The sequence below is a fragment of the Desulfobacter sp. genome (genome assembly GCA_028768545.1).
In the GTDB taxonomy this organism is placed as follows: domain Bacteria; phylum Desulfobacterota; class Desulfobacteria; order Desulfobacterales; family Desulfobacteraceae; genus Desulfobacter.
Map to the genome: position 1 here is coordinate 1,779,086 of CP054838.1, position 17,246 is coordinate 1,796,331.

The following is a 17,246-nucleotide window of genomic DNA, read 5'->3' on the forward strand; positions in this document are numbered from 1 at the left end:
TTTAGATGCTTTTTATATGCAACAACCTAACCGGACACTACTGATTTTGAGTCAGAAAAGGGTGGGTGGCTGTTTCGGGCAGTTTGGGGCAAGGCTTGCCTTGGGCCTTGATCATGGCCATGGCCTTGGCTGTGGCCTCGGGAAATTTACCGGGATGGGCCGTGGACAGGCAGATGATTTTTGTGGCAGTTGAAAATTCAGGCTTCATCAGAAGGGCTCCTGCAATGCCTACGGCGGTATGGGGATCCACAAGGCAGGGACTTGGCCCCCCAAGACAGCGGCCCATAATTTCCAGTGTTTTTTCATCATCAATGGAAATTGCGCAAAAATCTTTTCCCATGGATCGCCTGGTGTCAGGATCAAGCACAACTTTTCCGGTTTTTTCCAATTGTTCCATCCACATTTGAATCTTTTTGCTGTCCCGGCCTGTGGCAAAGTAGAGAAACCGCCAGAAATTATAGGGCAGGACAATATCAATGGCCGAGGAGAGGGTGGAGACCCGGTGGTTTTTTTGAAATATTCCTGTGGAAAAGGCCTGGTAAAGGGTTTTATTGGCATTGACGCTGCAGATGAATTTCGTTACGGGCAGGCCCATGGCCTTGGCCAGATAGCCTGCAAAAAGATTTCCAAATGCCCCTGAGGGGACTGAAAAAACAATGGGGTCACCAATGGCGTCACAGGCTCTGAAATACCCGTAAAAATAATGAATCGACTGGACCATGATCCTGCACCAATTAATGGAGTTGACACTGGACAGGTTTAACTCCTGTTTTATTGCCTTATGACTAAACAGGTTTTCCACCACCCGGTCCAGGTCGTCACCGCCGTCCGGGCAGTTGTCCACCCCCACGGGATAGACATTGGGGGCGTCCAGGCAGGTCATCTGCCGTTCTTGTTCATCCGTGATCATGCCCATGGGAAAAAGGGGCCAGCAGTCAATGGTCTTTTTCCCGGCCGAGGCATGGGCTGCTGCAGGCCCTGTATCTCCGGTGGTGGCCAGGATCAGGTTGAGATGCTCTTTTTTTTGTTGGAGAAAATAATCCATGACCCGGATTAAAAATCCCATGGCAATATCCTTGAACGAGAGGCTGGGCCCGTGGAAAAGCTCCATGATCAGGATGGAGGGATCCAGAGAAGAGGGCACCAGGGGAAGGACTTCTCTCGGGGTAAATTGGGCAAAGCTCTCTTTGACGATTCTTTTTAAGGTCTTCGGGGGAATGATTTTTTCAGGGATGAATCTGGACAGGATCATATGGGCCAGGTCGGTATATGAAAGTTCGGCCATCTGGGAGAGTTGTTTTCGGGAGAACCAGGGCAGGGTGTCCGGAACAAAAAGTCCTTTGTCCCGGGCAAAGCCTGAAAGAATGGCCTCGTCAAATTCCACAGGCTGGCTGCGGCCCAAAGTAGAGATATATTTGATGGTCACCTTTGCCTCCTTTGGGTGGGATCGTAAACTTTTTTGCAGGCTAGAAAACAGGCAGTTCCCCATCCTAAACATAAAAGCCACAAATGGCACCACAGGGGTCTGACATCCTCCAGTGTTGCTCCCAGCTGGTTCAGGGCTAAAAATCCCTGAATGCCGGGGGTGCTGGGAACGAGATTGGACAACCAGACAATGGATTGGGGCAGGCTTTCAAGGGGCCAGATAAATCCTGCACTGAAAACAAGGGGCATGGAGCTGATCAATACCAGGACAATGACGTATTCGGTTGACGGAACAATGATGCCGGTCAATATGCCTGCAAAACAAACTGAAATTAAAAACGGGGTCAGAAAGATCATCAGGTCAAGGGGGCGGGCAAGGCAGCTGATCTGGTAAAAGTTAAAACTCCATCCAAAACAGTATAAACTTAATACCAGGTAGATGGCTGAAAATACCAGGGTCCTTGCCAGAATCAGTTTGAGCCTGCCCGGATTTTTCAAGTTGCCGGTGAGGCCGGGCCTGGTTTTTTTCGGGGTGGCCGTGATAATCCCGGCAGCCATGATCAGGGTCTGGTGGAGCAGGAGGATAAAGACCGCCGGCACAACATAGTGAACATATCCCATGGTGGGGTTAAAGCAGGGTTTGGCATTGATATGAACCGGGGCATATTGGGTCTTGGCCAGAACCATGGGCTCGTGTTTGACCATGTCCATGATTTTTATCTGGGCGCCCAGGGTGGCCTGGGCCTGGGTAATGCCCTGGGCAATGGCACCAAAGACAAGAAAGTATGAGGCATCTCCTGCATAGGCCAGGGTGGGGCTCTTCCCCAGTAAAATATCCTTATAAAAATTGGCGGGAATCACCAGGATGCCCGAGACCTCTTGTTTGAAAAAAAGATCTTTGGCCTGTTCCAGGCTTTGGCAGCGGCTGTGGATTTTTACCTTGTCAGTGGCATCTGCCATCCGTTCGAGCTGATAGCTTAACAGGCTTTTGTCATGGTTAACCACGGCAATGGGCTGTTCTTTGGGCACCTGGTTGGCATAGGGCAAAGGATATAAAAAAGAATAAAAAACAACCCCGCCAAATACCGTGAGCAGGACATAGGAGTTTGAGAAAATTGTTTTGATCTCATTGAGGACCAGGGTTAAAAAATTCATGGTTCAAGTCCTTGGCCGCTCGTGGGGGAAGGGGGTATCTGGGGGCTCTTGGCCTGGCCTTTGATCAAAAGAATCAAAAGGATCAGGACGATGAAAGACCCGGCCAGGGGAAAAAGTTTGATCAAGGACAGATGGGGCGCCACTCCGTAATTTGCCTGGTCGATCTGGACCTCCATATAATGGCTGACCGGCAGCATGGCCCGCCAGGCCATGGCCAGAAAGTTCATGTCCGACTTGGGAAAGGTCACGCCCATAAAGGCAAAGCTTGGTGCTGTAAATACACCGGCAAAGCTCAGGGCCCTGATGGGATCCATGAATAAAAAATAAAAAAGCGCCCCCACGGTCATGCAGGAAAAGACCATGGCTGCCTGGGCCGTAATGAGCATTGTCCAGCTGCCGTGCATGGGCCATCCCAAATATAGATAGAAAAATCCAAGAAAGGTCAGGCCCTGGACGAAGAAAAAGGGAGATAATACTCCCAGAGCCAAAAAAATATTTTTGATTGGTTTTTTTTCAAGAAGGATCAGCAAGGTGTTCTGGCGCATATAGGCTGACAGGGCCAAAATGGTGCCGACCACAATACATATTTGCCAGAGTGCCGGAAGAATGCCTGAAACCAGAAACTGGGCATAGTCTGTGCCCGGATTAAACAGGGCCGTGATCTGGGCGCGGATGGGCACCGCTTCGCCCAGGGCCTGGCTGATATCCGTGTTTCCTTTGGCAAGGTTTTTTCCCGTGCTGATCCCGGCATTCAAGGTGGCCTGGGCCTGGAGCACGGCTGAACTGATTTTTTTCCCAATGAGAATATACTGGGTGTTGTAGAATATGCTGATTTTAGGGGGAAGGTTTTGGTTGATATTTTTTTCCAGGTTTTTGGGGATCACCACATAGGCGTATACACGGCTGCGGACCATGGCCGCTTTGGCCTCTTGGGGGCTTGGAAAATAGGCCGTGACCTTAAGGTCGGGGCTGGCATCGTAATATCGGGCAATTTTCTGGGAAAGAGCCGAGTGGTCCAGATCCACAATGCCCATGGAAAGTTCTCTCACCATTCCCTGGGAAAAAATCATCCAGATTAAAAACCCAATGGACAGGGGCACCCAGGTTAAAAACCCCAGCAGCCATTTGTCCTTTAAAATGACCTGAAAAGGGCTGGGAACGCCCTCAGCTTTGTTTAAGGCCGGAATCATGGGGCAGGTGTTTGAATGTCAACCAGCACAGACATGCCCACGCGCAGATTGTTCACCCGATCCACGGGTCGGGCTTCGACTTCAAAGGTTTTCATATCAAATCCCTTGTTAGGATCTGTGGTGCGCCAGGTGGCAAAATCTCCCATCACCGACACATGGGTGACCTTAAAGGTGATCTCACGGTCAAGGGCGGGAATTCTTGCTGTAAATTTTTTCCCTTTTTGAAATTGGGAAAGCAGGTCTTCTCTGACGTTAAACACGGCCCAGGCATCTTCCATATCAACCACGGTTACCACGGGAAACCCCTGGGGTGCCAATTCCCCTTTTTTGAGCATCACCTGGGAGACCTCGCCTTTGAACCAGCTTTTGATCTTTGTGTCGGCCATATACGCCTGAACTTCAGCCACTGCCCCTGCAGCCATGTTTACCTTTTGGGCTGCGGCCTGTTTGGTCTCTTCCCGGGCCCCTTCCTTGGCCATTTTATACATCTGAAAGGCGGCCTGGTCCGTATATTTTGCAGCCTGCCACTGGGTAAAGGCCTCGTCTTTTTTCTGTTCTGACACCACCCCGTCTTTGAATAAATTATTCACCCGGCCATAGGTTTTTTCCATTAATCTTGATTCGGCCTGGGCCTTTTTCCATTGATCCCGGGCAGCGGAAATCCTTTGATCCCGGGTGCCTTTTTCCGCCTTTTGGGCCAGGGCCCCGGCAGCCATTTCCCCTGCCTTTGCCTGTTTGAGCCGGGCTTGAATTTCAGGGCTGTCCAGGGTGAAAATCAATTGTCCCTGGGTGATCATATCCCCTTTTTTGACAAAGACCTCATGGATGCGTCCCGGGACCTTGGAAGAGATAAAATATTGTTCCGCTTCGATCTGACCCTGCAGCTTTACAGGTTGGGGCTGGTAGGCATGATAAAAACTGATGCCGATCCACACTGCCCCCCCGATGAGGACGGCAGTGGTAAATAAGGTGGATAAGTGTTTTATTGTAATCCTCTGTCTGACAATTATTACAGGTATTGTGAAAATTGGCCCATCTGGTTGCTCAGGGCCAACAATTTGTTCAGGTTCAGCACATAGGTAAATTGGGAGACCAGCTGCTGGGTGGTGATGCCGGCAAGGTATAATTGGGCATCCACCACATCAAGGGAGGTGGACAATCCCAGGGAAAAGGCTTTTTTGCGAAGTTTTAAGTTTTCATTGGCAAGTTCAATGCTTTTGTTTAAGCCGTAATATTCTTCAAGGGCCTGCTGGGCCTGACAATATGTTTTTTCAACCAATACGCTCAGATCGCTTTGGGCCTGGGTTCTCAGCCGTTTGACCTGGGACAGGGCCCGATGGGCCGCCCGGACCTTGTCTTTACGGCCGCCATTGTCAAAAATGGGGATATCGATCCCGGCCCCCAGCATCCATTCGGGTAATATCTGCCCTGTCAGGCTCTCCCGTTCGTATAGGCTGTAATTTCCATAAACAAGCAGGTTGGGGTAATATGCGCTTTGTTCGGCCTTGATAAGGCTTTGGGCCTGTTTTTCTTTTGCATCCAGCAGGGAAAGCCCTGGAAAACTGGCCAGTGTTTTTTCAAGATATTGCTTCAGGGGCTCAAGGTTGCTGTTTGCAAACAAAGGGGTTTCAAGGGTGAAATCGGTCTCGGTCTTGAGCAGCCGGGCCAGGGTAAGTTTGGCAATTTCTATATCCCGTTCGGCTTTTTTACGGTCCACCCGTGCCTTGGAAAGGGAGGCTTCAGCCTGGAGGCGTTCCACCTTTGCAATCTGTCCCTGGGTTTCCAGCTTAAGGGCGGAATCCAGGTGGCTGGCAAGCCCTTTTTCAACGAAGCGCTTGGTGTCAACAACCTGGCGGGTCAGCACCACACTGAAATAAAATTTTGTCAAATCTTCATATTTTGCCTGGTATTTCATTTCCAGCAGGCTTTGGGCTTCATCTGTCCTGCCCTGGGCGGCCGTGATCTTCCAGCCGGTGAAGGCCGGCCATACCGCCCGAATGGAAGAGGTGAATATGTCTTTTTCTTCAAGGGTTGATGTGATGGAGGTCAGCCCCGGGGGGAGAATATGACCTAAAGCGCCGTAGATCGCTCCCAGGGCAGCCTGGCCCTGGGCGCCGGTGCTTTCAATGATCTGGTTTCCGGACACGGTGATATCATCGTCAAGCCGGGTATAATTTCCCGTCAGGTCGACTTTTGGCAGGTCCAGATCCAGGCTTGCCTTGTGCAGGCTTTGATACCGGAAAAGATTTTCCTGGGCCGCCGCAATGGTATCATTTTTTTTTGAACCCTTTGCCAGGCCGAGTCAAAGCTGATGGATTCGGCCCGGGTCTGAACTGAAAAAGCCAGGACGCAGAGGGTTGATGTTAATAAAATTGCGACCTGTTTTACAAGGCCTTGTATTCTAAGTTTAAAAGGCAAAGGGGTTGGGGATAAAATAAGACTGCAGACTAATGGGTTCATCTAAGACTGCAGACTAATGGGTTCATCTAAGACTGCAGACTAATGGGTTCATCGTTGTTTTGACCATATAAAAATAAAACTACTTTATAAGGAAAGGGGTAATGCTTGTCAATACGTTATCCTTGTTCGTTATTCTTTATCGCCTGTTCGGCCTTGCCTGGAACCAAGACCGGGTGGCTGTTTTGCCACCCGGTCCCCGGTTTTATTTTTTATTGCTCTTTCTCCAGATTCCCTGGACCTGGGCTGCCTTGATAAGATCCCCCCTGAAATCAGGATGGGCCAGCCCGATGACGGCTTCGGCCCGCTGCCAGGTGGGAAGCCCGTGCATGCGCACCATGCCGTATTCCGTGACAAGGTAATCCACCATCTGTCTGGGGATGGTGGTAATGGAGCCGGGGGAAAATGTGGGAACGATGCGGGATTTTACATTCCCCTCCTTATCTGTAAATGTGGAGGCAAGACAGATAAAGCTTTTACCGTTTTTGGACCATTGGGAGCCTAGGACAAAATCCCACATTCCGCCGTTGCCCGATATCTGGGTGAACCCGTTGCTTTCTGCATTGACCTGGGAGTAAAGGTCGACCTGCAGGGCATTGTTGATGGATATAAAGTTGTCATGCTGGCTGATGATTTTCGGATCATTGGTATAGGTGACAGGATAGGAAACAACGGCAGGATTGTTGTCCATGAAATCGTACATTCGTTTTGAGCCGATGGCAAAGGTGTAGGCCACCCGGTTCCGGTCAAAGGCTTTTTTAGCCCCGTTCATCCGTCCTGCTTCAATCATGTCCACATAGGCATCCACAAACATTTCAGTGTGACCGCCCAGGTTTTTAAGATCACTTTGGGCAATCATTTTACCCACGGCATCGGGCATTCCCCCGATGCCCAGCTGAATGACGCACCCGTTAGAAATCTGCTCCATAAGTTTTGAGGCGATTTTTTTATCCGTGTCACTGGGAACCGCGGCCGGGGCTTCAAAGGGACCCTGGTCTTTGGGGGCTTCCACGATAAAATCCACATTGGATATATGAACGGCCTCCTCTGCCCCGCCTAAACAGACCGGCAGGTTCTGGTTCACCTCAACAATGACTTGATGGTTTACCTCCATTTTGGTCAGGGTCTCTGAATTCTGGGGGCCCAGGTTGAACCAGCCCTTGTCGTCCATGGGGCAGACCTGGTAGATGCCTACGTTTCTGGCTTCTGATTCGCCGTTTCTGATCAGCCGGGGCAAGAGGTGATAGAGCACGGGCATGTAAAAGAGGTTCTTGTTTTCCAGTGCAAGAATCCGGGTCAGTTTGCTGAATTGCAAATCATTGTATGTAAACGCCTGGGGCTGGGTGGCCACCATGGGCACCGGGGGAAGGGAGACCGCCCCGAAAACATGGACATCTTCGAGTTCATCGGCCCGGTTTGCCAGGGCCTGGTCGCATACTGCGGGCTTTCCGTTGAAAAAGCCGTAGTCGACATTGTCTCCGGAATTTACAATTTTAACGGCATCGTCCGGGGTTCTGAGTTTTTCCTGGTATTCGCTTTGGTATGACAATACAAGTCTCCTTTTATTCAATCAATAGTCCGTTAAAGAAAAACGTTTCAATCAACTCCACCCGTTTTTCCATTGTCATTTGGGGCTCATTGTCTTGGTTGTTCATGAAAAAACCGTTGATAATACTGCGCAGGCACATCATGGGAGCCCCCTTGGGAAAGGCGTTGAACCGGCCCTTTTGTTCTCCTGTCCTGATGGCTTTTTCAACATGTTTCCCGCAGGCCCTGTACCGGGATGCAAGGGATTCGGGCAGCCCGTACCCAAGGTCTAAACCGACCCCTGCCGTGTCCCGCAGATACATGGCCATCTGTTTGGGGTAGGCATCATACACGGCCGCTGCTGACCGGATATATTGGCGGATGATCTCAACCTCATCTCCTGCCTGGGCCGTGAAAAAGTCTACTTTTTCTTCAAAGGCCTGAACCACGATGGTCTGCATGGCATGGTAGATTTCTTCTTTTCCGCCGGGAAAAAGGCGGTAAAGCGTGCCCACGCCAAATTCAACGGCCCTGGCAATTTCAGGCACGGTCACCCCCTTGTATCCTTTTTCAAAGAACAGGTTTACCGTGGCCCAGAGTACCTCCTGGCGGTTGCGTGCCTGGTTGCGCTTCTTCCGGTCTTCTCTTTTGTCTCCCATGGGTTTTCTCCATAACAATCAAGCGGAATAACTGTTCCATTTTTGAATACTTATTCCAATATAGACTCTTTTTTGAAAAAAATTCAAGTGATTTATTCTATGAACCTTATGAGAGTGGCCAAAACAATGTTTTGGGAAACAATAGCAGTTTGTCGATATTCCACGATCAAACCCCGTAGCAGCGGATTTTCAGGCCCTGGGTTTTGGGGATTAAATTGGAACGAAATTAACCCTTGGCCATCTCTATGGTAAGGGGGCCTTAAAGCCAAAGGCCATCAAAGGCGTGTTTTCTGGGGGATGACCCCCGGGAAAATAACCGTCCTATGGGGGGTTAAAAGGATTCGTTTGAAATGCTTTGAATCAGATGGTCAATGGAATAGGTGAACAGAGAGTTGAACTTTTCACCCTGGAGCAGGGTGGTTTTCATCTTTTTATAATGAAGCAGGCCCTGAAGTGCCCCCCAGAACATGATGGTAAACCGTTTGGCATGAATTTTTTTAAACTCACCACTCTCTATGCCTTCTTCAACAACCCGGCATACAAATGCGATGATTTTTCCCCCGTGACGGTCAACTTTGATTTTAAGTTCCTGGGAGAGCAATATTTCCGGAGCGTTTAAAAAATAGATGATGATGTCGTAATAGTCTTTACACTCTTCACTGAATTGAAGGAGTGCCAGGGCGGAATTTTTTAGTTTTTCCTTTGGCAGTGCATCATCTTTGTGGGACTGACGGATTTTTGTGTAGAGAAGCTCAAGTCCCTCTTCCTGAAGTTCGGCGAAAATTTCTTCCTTGCTTCGATAGTAAAAATAGATGGTCCCCACCCCAAGTTCTGCAACTTTTGCAATCTGGCTGATGGAGGTTGCTTTGATGCCTTTTTCAAACAGCAATGCCCGGGCGGCATTGAGAATTTGTTTTCGCCTCAGTAATTTTTCCCTGAGTCTTCTCTCACTCAGCCCCATATTCCCCCTTTGGTTGGTTTGTTCCGGCAACATAAACAGATCAGGCTGGATAGACCTTTTAAACAGATGCCCTTTGTATCAAAAAATATGGTTCATCCGATTAATGCGTACCTTTTATTGTGAAGGTCCAAAAGTTTCAACCTGAAAAACTCCGAATCCCTGTATTCATAAGCTTTCCGTTTCATGGTTTTTATCTTGTTATTTGTCCCTTCTAAAGGACCTGTAGATATCCTGTAATCATAGTATGAAAGGATTCTTTGCCTGTGCACAGCCAAGGTCTTGGCAAATTTCATCAACATTGGAATTTTGGAAATATTGGCCAGATTGATCCAATTGCTGACTATCTTTTCAGCTGTTTCTTTTTTCTTTTGATTCCATATTTGCCTGAGTTCCTCTTTCATGTAGTAGACTGCCAATAGCGGCTGATTTATTTTCAATGCTTCTTCTAACCGTTGGGCCTCCTTCTTGTCATCACTGAGGTTTTCGGGATTTTTTAACAAAAGCCACCGGACTCCCTTCAGAAGTTTTTGTTGCCCGGTATTGGCAAGAAGGTTGTAGAGCTTTCGCCTGAAATCCGACAGTTTCTCATTGAACAATTTAACAACATGAAATCTGTCAAAGACAATTGCTGAACCAGAAAGATTTTCAATAACAGCACTCAAGTATGCCGGGGACATATCGATGCTGACGGCTTTGATTTTTGCTTTCGATATTTTCACTTTTGTCCAAAAAGATTTCAAAGCTTCACCACCTTTTCCTTCTCCCACGTGCAGAATTCTACCGGATTCCAGATCCATCACGATGGTCAAGTATTTATGCCCTTTCCCTATGGAAATTTCATCTATGGCAATCTGCCGGACTTTCTCAAGGGGGATATTTCGATAACGCCTCAGCAGGTCTTCTTTCTGGATCTGCTTTATCGTATCCCAGCTGATCCTTAAATGGATGGCAATATCTTTGATTGTCATGAACTGAGACAACTCCAAGACATACCGTTCAAAAGCCCGGGTATAGCTTTTCCCCTCCTGGGCAAAGGATAGTTTGATTTGCCGGACAAATTGACAGAACGGACACCAAATTCTCTGGATAGCCGTCCTGAGAATCACGGGTTTTGAACCTACCGGTATTGTTCTGAGATCTCTTGTCACAATCCCTTTCCTGGTGACGGACCTGGAATTACATTCCGGGCATTTTACCGCCTCCGGTTTTGGTATGAGTTCAAAAGTGATTATTCCACCGATGAAACGCGTTGTTTTATAAAAGTAGTCACGAAGGCCAAAGGCATGGTATATGAAGCTTGTGGACATTAATTCATTCTCCGATTTTGTGCGAATAACACAAAAAAATTCAGTGATGTCCGGTTAGGTTTTTGCTTGCTCAATAATTTTTTGATCTTTGACAATATTGTCCCTGTTTGAACTATGAGAGCCCTGCTCCTCGCAGCCAAACAGGTCATTTAGAATGGCGGTTCGCAGCTGCCGAACTCTTTTGATCGTGACCTTTTCATTAAACTGTTTTTGGCAATGGATTGTCAGTAACAGGTAAGTGATAAGGCCGCCAAGAATCTGAACCATAAGGCCGTATTCACTGCGGGCAATGAGATGATATACCTTCAGATGTTCTTTCCACCATTTGAAAAAATCCTCAATGGTCCACCGGAGTTTATAAATTGTTGCTATTTGTTCCGCTGTTAAATCATGCCTGTCAGTTGCCACATAGTATTTGACGCCAGCAATTTTATAGCCAACAACCCGAACAGGCCTTTTCGTCTGGTTTTGATTCGGAGTACCAAGTTTAACCAGTGCATCATAAAAAATGTAGCTGTCGGAAGGGGTCTCGTGGTTATCAATAATTGTTCTTGTTGTCCTGGTTTTTATACGGCAGACAAAATGTTTGCCTTGCTCCTGAAGCAGGTCAAATTCTTTATGGGATTGATATCCACGATCCATAACACCTGTTTGCCCCTTGGAAAGTATTTTGGGAACAAAAGTGCGTTCAGCGCCGTTGCCTTCAGTCAAAAAGATTTTGTTTGGGATTCCGTGATTAATGTCAAATCCGCAATGTACTTTGGCTTTTTTACTTCCTTTTCTGTAGTTCGCCCAGTGCATTGAAAGGACTGCATTTATGAGACTACCGTCAATGGAAACCAACTCTCCTAACTCGGCGTGTTCACCCGGATGACACTCAAGAGCCTGTTTATAAAGATCCTCAAAGATAAATTGCAGTTGTTCGAGTCCCCTGTGATTGATGGCTTCACAGAAACTACTACGGCTGATACCACCGTCTGGCGCAATATTTTCTTTAGCAAAAACATTCTCCTTGAGATCCTGAATTAAATGTCGGGCAGACTTGTGCTCCTGAAGATGGAAATAAACCAAAGCATTTATCTGGTCTTCGAATGTCATTTTTAAAGGGCGGTCTCCTCGAGATTGTAATTCCGGTGCTTTTGAAAGTGACTTTATCAGAGAGCACCTGAAATTGTCAAAGTTCAGGGACCGTAGTTGTTTTTTAGGGACTGAGATGTGCGTCATTTGAGCTCCTTGAGTTAAATTTTCAAGGCGCACAAAAATTTTTACGCACATTTGTCAACACAAAACAGACTGTTTTTTCAATGATTTTAGATGCTTTTTATATGCAACAACCTAACCGGACACTACTGAAAAAAATTAGAACATGATCATGTTCACACCATCATTTCAAGCATAAAAATCCTTACTGTGTTATTGCCTTCCCAGTGATGTTTCTCAGTCCAGGTACGCGATTTTCTGATGAACCAAAAATATTTTTTTTGCAAGATCTCGGAATCGAACAATAGACAGAAAAAATCAGTGTTCATGGCAATTTGATCTCTGTGGAGGCGCTGTTTTTAATGTGTATTTTAAAGGTAAACAGTTGAAATTATATAATATTAATTTTTTTAAATCGAGTTTAAAAATCGATAATCTTAGTTTTGGATGGCCTAATTTATTTTGTAATATTCATCTTGACACCCGTTTTTTTTAGAATACTTTTTTAGTAAAGCTGAATGGATTCCATATATTTAACCATAATCAATGGAGGGATCTATATGTGGATTAAATTTCTGAATATCTGTTTTCTTTTTCTTCCTGTCTATTTCCTGGTGATTCTGCCCTGTCCCCAGCTTAGTGCCCAAGAGGCCAACCCGGCAGGTACTATCAAAACCAACCTTTACGCTTCGGCCCTTATTTCTCCAGATAAAATTTTAATGGTGGGCAGTGCCGGCAAGATTTTTTTAAGTCATGATGCAGGGTCCCATTGGACAACCATTGACAGCGGCACCTAAAATTCCTTGTTTTCTGTGAGCTTTCCCACGGGCCATACCGGCTGGATTTGCGGTAAAAACGGAATCATCCTTAATTCCAGGGATGGGGGGCTGACCTGGCAGCCCTAGAACAATGTTGTGGACAAACATTTGTTTGCCATCAGTTTTTTTGACCCGGATCATGGCACGGCCGTGGGGGACTGGGGCACCATCCTCATGACCGACAACGGGGGCAAGTTTTGGCAGAAATACAGGCTCAATGAAGATGTGATCCTCTATGGTGTTGCCAGGCTTTCGGTCGAGACCGCCTGTGCTGTGGGCGAAATGGGCCGGATTTTTATCACCAGAAACAAGGGGGTCTCCTGGCAGGAGGTCGATTCCCCTGTGGCCTCCACCCTTTTTTGTCTCTGCCATGAAAAAAACCTTCTTTGCGCGGCCGGACTGGACGGTGCTGCCGTCTATTCAAGGGACATGGGTCTTACCTGGAACCAAGGCCAAACCCCTGTCAAAGAATCCATCTATGGGATCTCCATCTGCGGGACACGCGTATTGGCCGTTGGAAACAGCGGAACCCTCATGGGCTCTGAAAACGGCGGCGCACAATGGGAGAGATTTACAACAGCCAATGCCCTGCCGTTCTGGCTGGGCACCATCTCCTGGGCAAGGTCCGGTGCCAACGCTTTTTCAGGGATCATTGCCGGTGCCAACGGCCGGCATATTTGTTTGAACAATAAGACCATCCATTGGCCAAAACGCCTTGTGGGCTGTGGAAAGGAGGCCCCATGAACATAAAGACAATACCATCAGGTGTTTCATGGATCAGATGGATCCTGAATCATCCCATGGCCATTTTGGCCGTGTTTTTACCCCTGACCCTTTTTTTCGGGTATCAGCTCAAGGGTATCAACGTCAGCAAAGATATGAATTTTTTGTTCCCGTCCTTTCACCCGAATATGGTGTTGAAAAAAAAGTTTAACCAGATGCTGGCAAGCCCGGACAAGCTCGTCTGCGTGCTCGAGGTTAAGCAGGCAGATATCTATACCCCCCAGAGTATCGCCCTGATCCGTCAGCTCACACATGAGGTGATGAATCTTCCCGGCTGTGATGCATCTGATATCAAATCCATTACCGAAACAAGCGTCAAGTATATGGCGGCCACGGCCTGGGGGGTGGAAACCCATCCCATTATTTTTCCCCGTGACCCTGAAACCCCCCGGGAGTTTGAGCAGTTGAAAAAACGGGTGCAGTCCGATGCGGGAATTCATGGCATTTTTGTCTCCTATGACGGAACCGCTGCCGCCATTATGGCCAAATGGAAAAAAGGGGATAACCTTAAGCTCTTATACCGGGACCTTGTGGACATTTGTCAGGCAAATACCAATGAAAAATTCAAGGTCCATTTTGCAGGGGCGCCGGCCTTGGGGGCACACCTGGTCCATTTGACAGGCCAGATCAAACCTGCTGCCCTTTGGATGCTCATCCTTTTGCTGGCAGGACTTGTCCTTTACCAGGGCAGTCTGACCGGCATTTTATTGTCATTGACAACCATGGTCCTCAGCATTGTCTGGGCCGGTGGTATGGCAGCGGTTCTGGGGATTTCCATTCATTTTTTGGCCCTTGTCTGGGTCTTGTTTTTCTGCGGGATCTGCACCTCTTTTTCAGCCTTTTGCTTCAACCAATACCGGTATTGTTCAATGGTGGTTTCAGAAAAACAATCGGCATTGGAGGCTGGATTTGCAAACAGCCTGATGCCTGGGGGGTTAGGGTTCCTCGTTTTTTGGCTGTCCTGCCTGACCCTTTCGGTCTCAGATCTGGCCCTGCTTTCGGGCACCGGATATCTGGGGGCCTGCTGGGCATTGTCAGGCGGGATCATTGTGCTGGTGATGAATCCTATTTTTCTTTGGTTTCTGCCAATTTCAAAGCCCAGGGCGATTTCTAAATCCAATATTGTTTTTAAGGAAAGTAAATCGCTGGCAGTCCTGGTCGTACTTGTGCTCGTGGCCGCAGGCGCCTTTGGCGCAACCCGGCTCAAGATCGGTAACAATGAGCCAGGATCTGCCTTTTTCTTTTCCGATCATCCCTATAACCGGGCCTTTTCATTTTTCAATGAAAAATTTATCGGTGCCTACAATATGACCATCGTGGTCGAGGGCAGGGATAAAGGTGCATTAAACAATGCAGAAACCATGGAATTGATCCGTGAATTTCAAACCTACATGGAAAATGAAACCGATGCCAGGGCATGTATCTCCATTGCCATGATGATAAGGCTTTTGAACCGGGTCTACCATGAGGGCAATCCTAAATGGGCACTCATCCCCAATGATCAAAAGGACCTTTCTTCCCTGGGCGGTGCCATCAAAATGGGGGGAACGGCCGGCAAGTGGCTGGACAACACCTGGACCCACGGGTCCATCCAGGCCATGTACGGAGATGATTCAAGTCAATTGATTGAAGAACGCCTGTCAAAAGCCCGGGCCTTTGTTTTGGCCCATCCCTCAGACCGGGTGGATTTCAGGCTTTTTACAGGCTTTTTAGGGGTGATTGACGTCATGAACCATGCCGGGGCCCGGGCCTATTGGACCTCTCTTTTAGGATCTCTGGCCCTGGTTTTTCTGGTCTGTCTTTTCGTGTTTCAAAGGCCCGGTTCCTGTATGGTCATGGGGCTTACCATGGCAGCACCCCTGGCGGCAACATGGACGGTTATGGTGTTCAAGGAGATCTGCATCAGTATTCATACGGCCCCGGCAGCGCCCCTGGCCATTGGCCTGGGATCAGCATTGGGCCTGGGCCTGGCCTCATATTACCAGAACGGACAGTCCAGATATACCAAACCTGATTCCCAGAACCGATTGGGAGATATTTTCCGGGCCAGGTCATTGGCCGGCCTGGTCCTGATTCCGGCGGTGATGATGCTGCCCTGGATCTTTATCCATATCCGTTTCATGGCGGAATCCGCAGCTTTGATCGCTGTTTTTCTTTTGGCACAAATGATTGTGGCCATGGTGATTCTCTCTTTTCTGGCAGATGATCTCAACCTGGAAAAGGAAGCTTAATTCAAATTGCAATACCCTAGAGGGGGACAACATGAATTTATATAGACCAATCAAAATTTTGGGCCTTGCCTTGTGCCTTGCCCTATTCTTTTCCGGGGCTGTCCGGGCAAAAGCCCTGAACGATTCCGGAACCCTTATTCTCACAGGAAAAATTGAAATCCGAAATACGGTCAGGATTGAAGATTCTGATCAGTACAGGTGGCCCCGGGCCAAGGCCGGGGACATGGTTCAGCAGCGCAACACCTTGCAGTTGGAGCTGGACCATGACTTGGGCGAAATTTCAGATTCCAGCCTGTCTGTTAAATACCACCTGTTGGGTCGGGCATGGTATGACGGGATTTTTTATTATGGCCCCTCGGTGTGGCGGGATGCCAGAAATTCAAGCCCGGCGGTTAAAGAGGGGATTGACGATCATAAATGGGATGTGGATCTTCGGGAGGGGTATATGGATCTGTCGACCGGGCCGGCTTTTTTAAGGGTGGGCCGCCAGAATCTGGCCTGGGGAGAGACCGATGCCAAACGACTGCTGGACGGAATCAACCCCTTGGACGGCACCATCCCCTTTCTCAAGCTGGATGACCGGCGCATCCCCTTGTGGATGGTCCGGGGAAGCTATAACCTGGGGGATTACGGATTTTTGTCCAGCCTGAACATTGAAAGTTTTGTCTCCCCTTGTTTTGGAAGCATGGACGACCGGGTCGGTCCTGCCACACCTGCGGGCTCCCCCTATTCCTTTGCTGAGGCCGAGCCCTCATCTGAATTGATTCCAGGGTCGGGCATTCCTTTGCACACGGATCGAAACGGACCGAGTTCAGATTTGAAGGATGCCCGGTGGGGGGTTCGCATCGGCGGGATTCTTGGCGATAATCTGGGCTTTACCCTGGCCCATTATAAAAGCTACCAGACAATGCCCAGCCCTTGCCGGGGGCGCCCCTGGCGGCATGCCCCCGGCCCATGTTGCCCAGCTCAATGCCCTGGGCAGCATGAGTATTTTTCCGGACTCTTTTACCAGAGAAATGGTTTATAACAGTATCCATGTGACCGGCGGCTCCATCAACTATTGGGTGGAACCCCTGGATTTTGTTCTCCGCAGTGAAATGGCCTATTTTCAGGATGAGGCCTTTTTTACCGAGAAAGATAATATTAACATGATCATGGATCAGGCCCACCTGGTGTCAACCCTGTCCCAGGACGGCCGTGTCCCCACTTCCGACGTGATTCGTTTTGCCGTGGGACTGGACAAAATGTTCTGGGTCAGGACCCTGAATCCCAGGGTTCGGTTTACCCTTGTTGCCCAGTATTTCGGGGCCTATATACGAGATTATGATTCGGATTTTTGTCTGCCCCTGACCAATCCTGATACCGGCACCTATGATTCGGTGAGACGATACGAACAGGCCATGACCCTGAAAGTGTCAACCACATATCTCAATGGCAGCTTAAAGCCTGAATTGTCCGTACAATAAGATCTCAGAGGCAATTGGGCGATCCAGCCCTGCTGCGAACTGGAAAAGGATATGTGGCGCTACAAGG

14 protein-coding genes and 1 pseudogene are annotated in these 17,246 nt (G+C 48.4%); 5 read left to right on the top strand and 10 right to left on the bottom strand.

Features of this window, described 5'->3' with window-relative positions:
* Positions 1–37: 37 nt before the first annotated feature.
* The 10 genes and pseudogenes from thrC to HUN05_08635 all read right to left on the bottom strand — a co-directional run bounded on the left by thrC (position 38) and on the right by HUN05_08635 (position 11,905).
* Entirely contained in the window at positions 38–1,426 is a 1,389-nt protein-coding gene (gene thrC / locus HUN05_08590; protein ID WDP85186.1) for a threonine synthase, read from the bottom strand.
* Positions 1,423–2,580 carry an ABC transporter permease gene (locus tag HUN05_08595; GenBank protein WDP85187.1) on the bottom strand — a complete coding sequence of 386 codons (1,158 nt, stop codon included), beginning with the start codon at positions 2,578–2,580 and terminating at the stop codon, positions 1,423–1,425. The genes thrC and HUN05_08595 overlap by 4 nt, the downstream gene beginning before the upstream one ends.
* Positions 2,577–3,770: an ABC transporter permease gene (locus HUN05_08600; GenBank protein ID WDP85188.1), complete on the bottom strand. Its 1,194-nt coding sequence runs from the start codon at positions 3,768–3,770 to the stop codon at positions 2,577–2,579. The genes HUN05_08595 and HUN05_08600 overlap by 4 nt, the downstream gene beginning before the upstream one ends.
* Positions 3,767–4,756 (bottom strand): HlyD family secretion protein, encoded by a 990-nt coding sequence (locus HUN05_08605; GenBank protein ID WDP87988.1) that lies wholly within the window; start codon positions 4,754–4,756, stop codon positions 3,767–3,769. Before HUN05_08605 ends, HUN05_08600 begins: the two co-directional genes overlap by 4 nt.
* Before the next feature lie 23 nt (positions 4,757–4,779).
* Positions 4,780–6,230, bottom strand: a pseudogene (locus HUN05_08610) (TolC family protein).
* A gap of 202 nt (positions 6,231–6,432) precedes the next feature.
* The gene (locus HUN05_08615; GenBank protein WDP85189.1) at positions 6,433–7,776 is read right to left on the bottom strand and encodes an acetyl-CoA hydrolase; all 1,344 of its coding nucleotides are present in this window, start codon (positions 7,774–7,776) and stop codon (positions 6,433–6,435) included.
* Positions 7,777–7,789: 13 nt separating this feature from the next.
* Positions 7,790–8,413, bottom strand: a complete 624-nt coding sequence (locus HUN05_08620; protein WDP85190.1) for a TetR/AcrR family transcriptional regulator — start codon at positions 8,411–8,413, stop codon at positions 7,790–7,792.
* Between the two features lie 331 nt (positions 8,414–8,744).
* The gene (locus tag HUN05_08625; protein ID WDP85191.1) at positions 8,745–9,374 is read right to left on the bottom strand and encodes a TetR/AcrR family transcriptional regulator; all 630 of its coding nucleotides are present in this window, start codon (positions 9,372–9,374) and stop codon (positions 8,745–8,747) included.
* A 92-nt stretch (positions 9,375–9,466) separates the two neighbouring features.
* The gene (locus tag HUN05_08630) at positions 9,467–10,681 is read right to left on the bottom strand and encodes an ISL3 family transposase (GenBank protein WDP85192.1); all 1,215 of its coding nucleotides are present in this window, start codon (positions 10,679–10,681) and stop codon (positions 9,467–9,469) included.
* Between the two features lie 54 nt (positions 10,682–10,735).
* Complete coding sequence (locus tag HUN05_08635; protein ID WDP87989.1) at positions 10,736–11,905, bottom strand: IS4 family transposase; 1,170 nt, start codon at positions 11,903–11,905, stop codon at positions 10,736–10,738.
* A 536-nt stretch (positions 11,906–12,441) separates the two neighbouring features.
* Between HUN05_08635 and HUN05_08640 the strand changes: the two genes are divergently transcribed.
* From HUN05_08640 to HUN05_08660, 5 genes are all read left to right on the top strand, one after another.
* Positions 12,442–12,678: a hypothetical protein gene (locus HUN05_08640; protein ID WDP85193.1), complete on the top strand. Its 237-nt coding sequence runs from the start codon at positions 12,442–12,444 to the stop codon at positions 12,676–12,678.
* A gap of 117 nt (positions 12,679–12,795) precedes the next feature.
* On the top strand, positions 12,796–13,443 hold the full coding sequence (locus HUN05_08645) for a hypothetical protein (GenBank protein ID WDP85194.1): 648 nt from the start codon (positions 12,796–12,798) through the stop codon (positions 13,441–13,443).
* Positions 13,440–15,713 (top strand): hypothetical protein, encoded by a 2,274-nt coding sequence (locus HUN05_08650; GenBank protein ID WDP85195.1) that lies wholly within the window; start codon positions 13,440–13,442, stop codon positions 15,711–15,713. The genes HUN05_08645 and HUN05_08650 overlap by 4 nt, the downstream gene beginning before the upstream one ends.
* A gap of 31 nt (positions 15,714–15,744) precedes the next feature.
* Complete coding sequence (locus HUN05_08655) at positions 15,745–16,740, top strand: hypothetical protein (GenBank protein ID WDP85196.1); 996 nt, start codon at positions 15,745–15,747, stop codon at positions 16,738–16,740.
* Complete coding sequence (locus HUN05_08660; protein WDP85197.1) at positions 16,730–17,179, top strand: hypothetical protein; 450 nt, start codon at positions 16,730–16,732, stop codon at positions 17,177–17,179. Before HUN05_08655 ends, HUN05_08660 begins: the two co-directional genes overlap by 11 nt.
* Positions 17,180–17,246 lie beyond the last annotated feature (67 nt).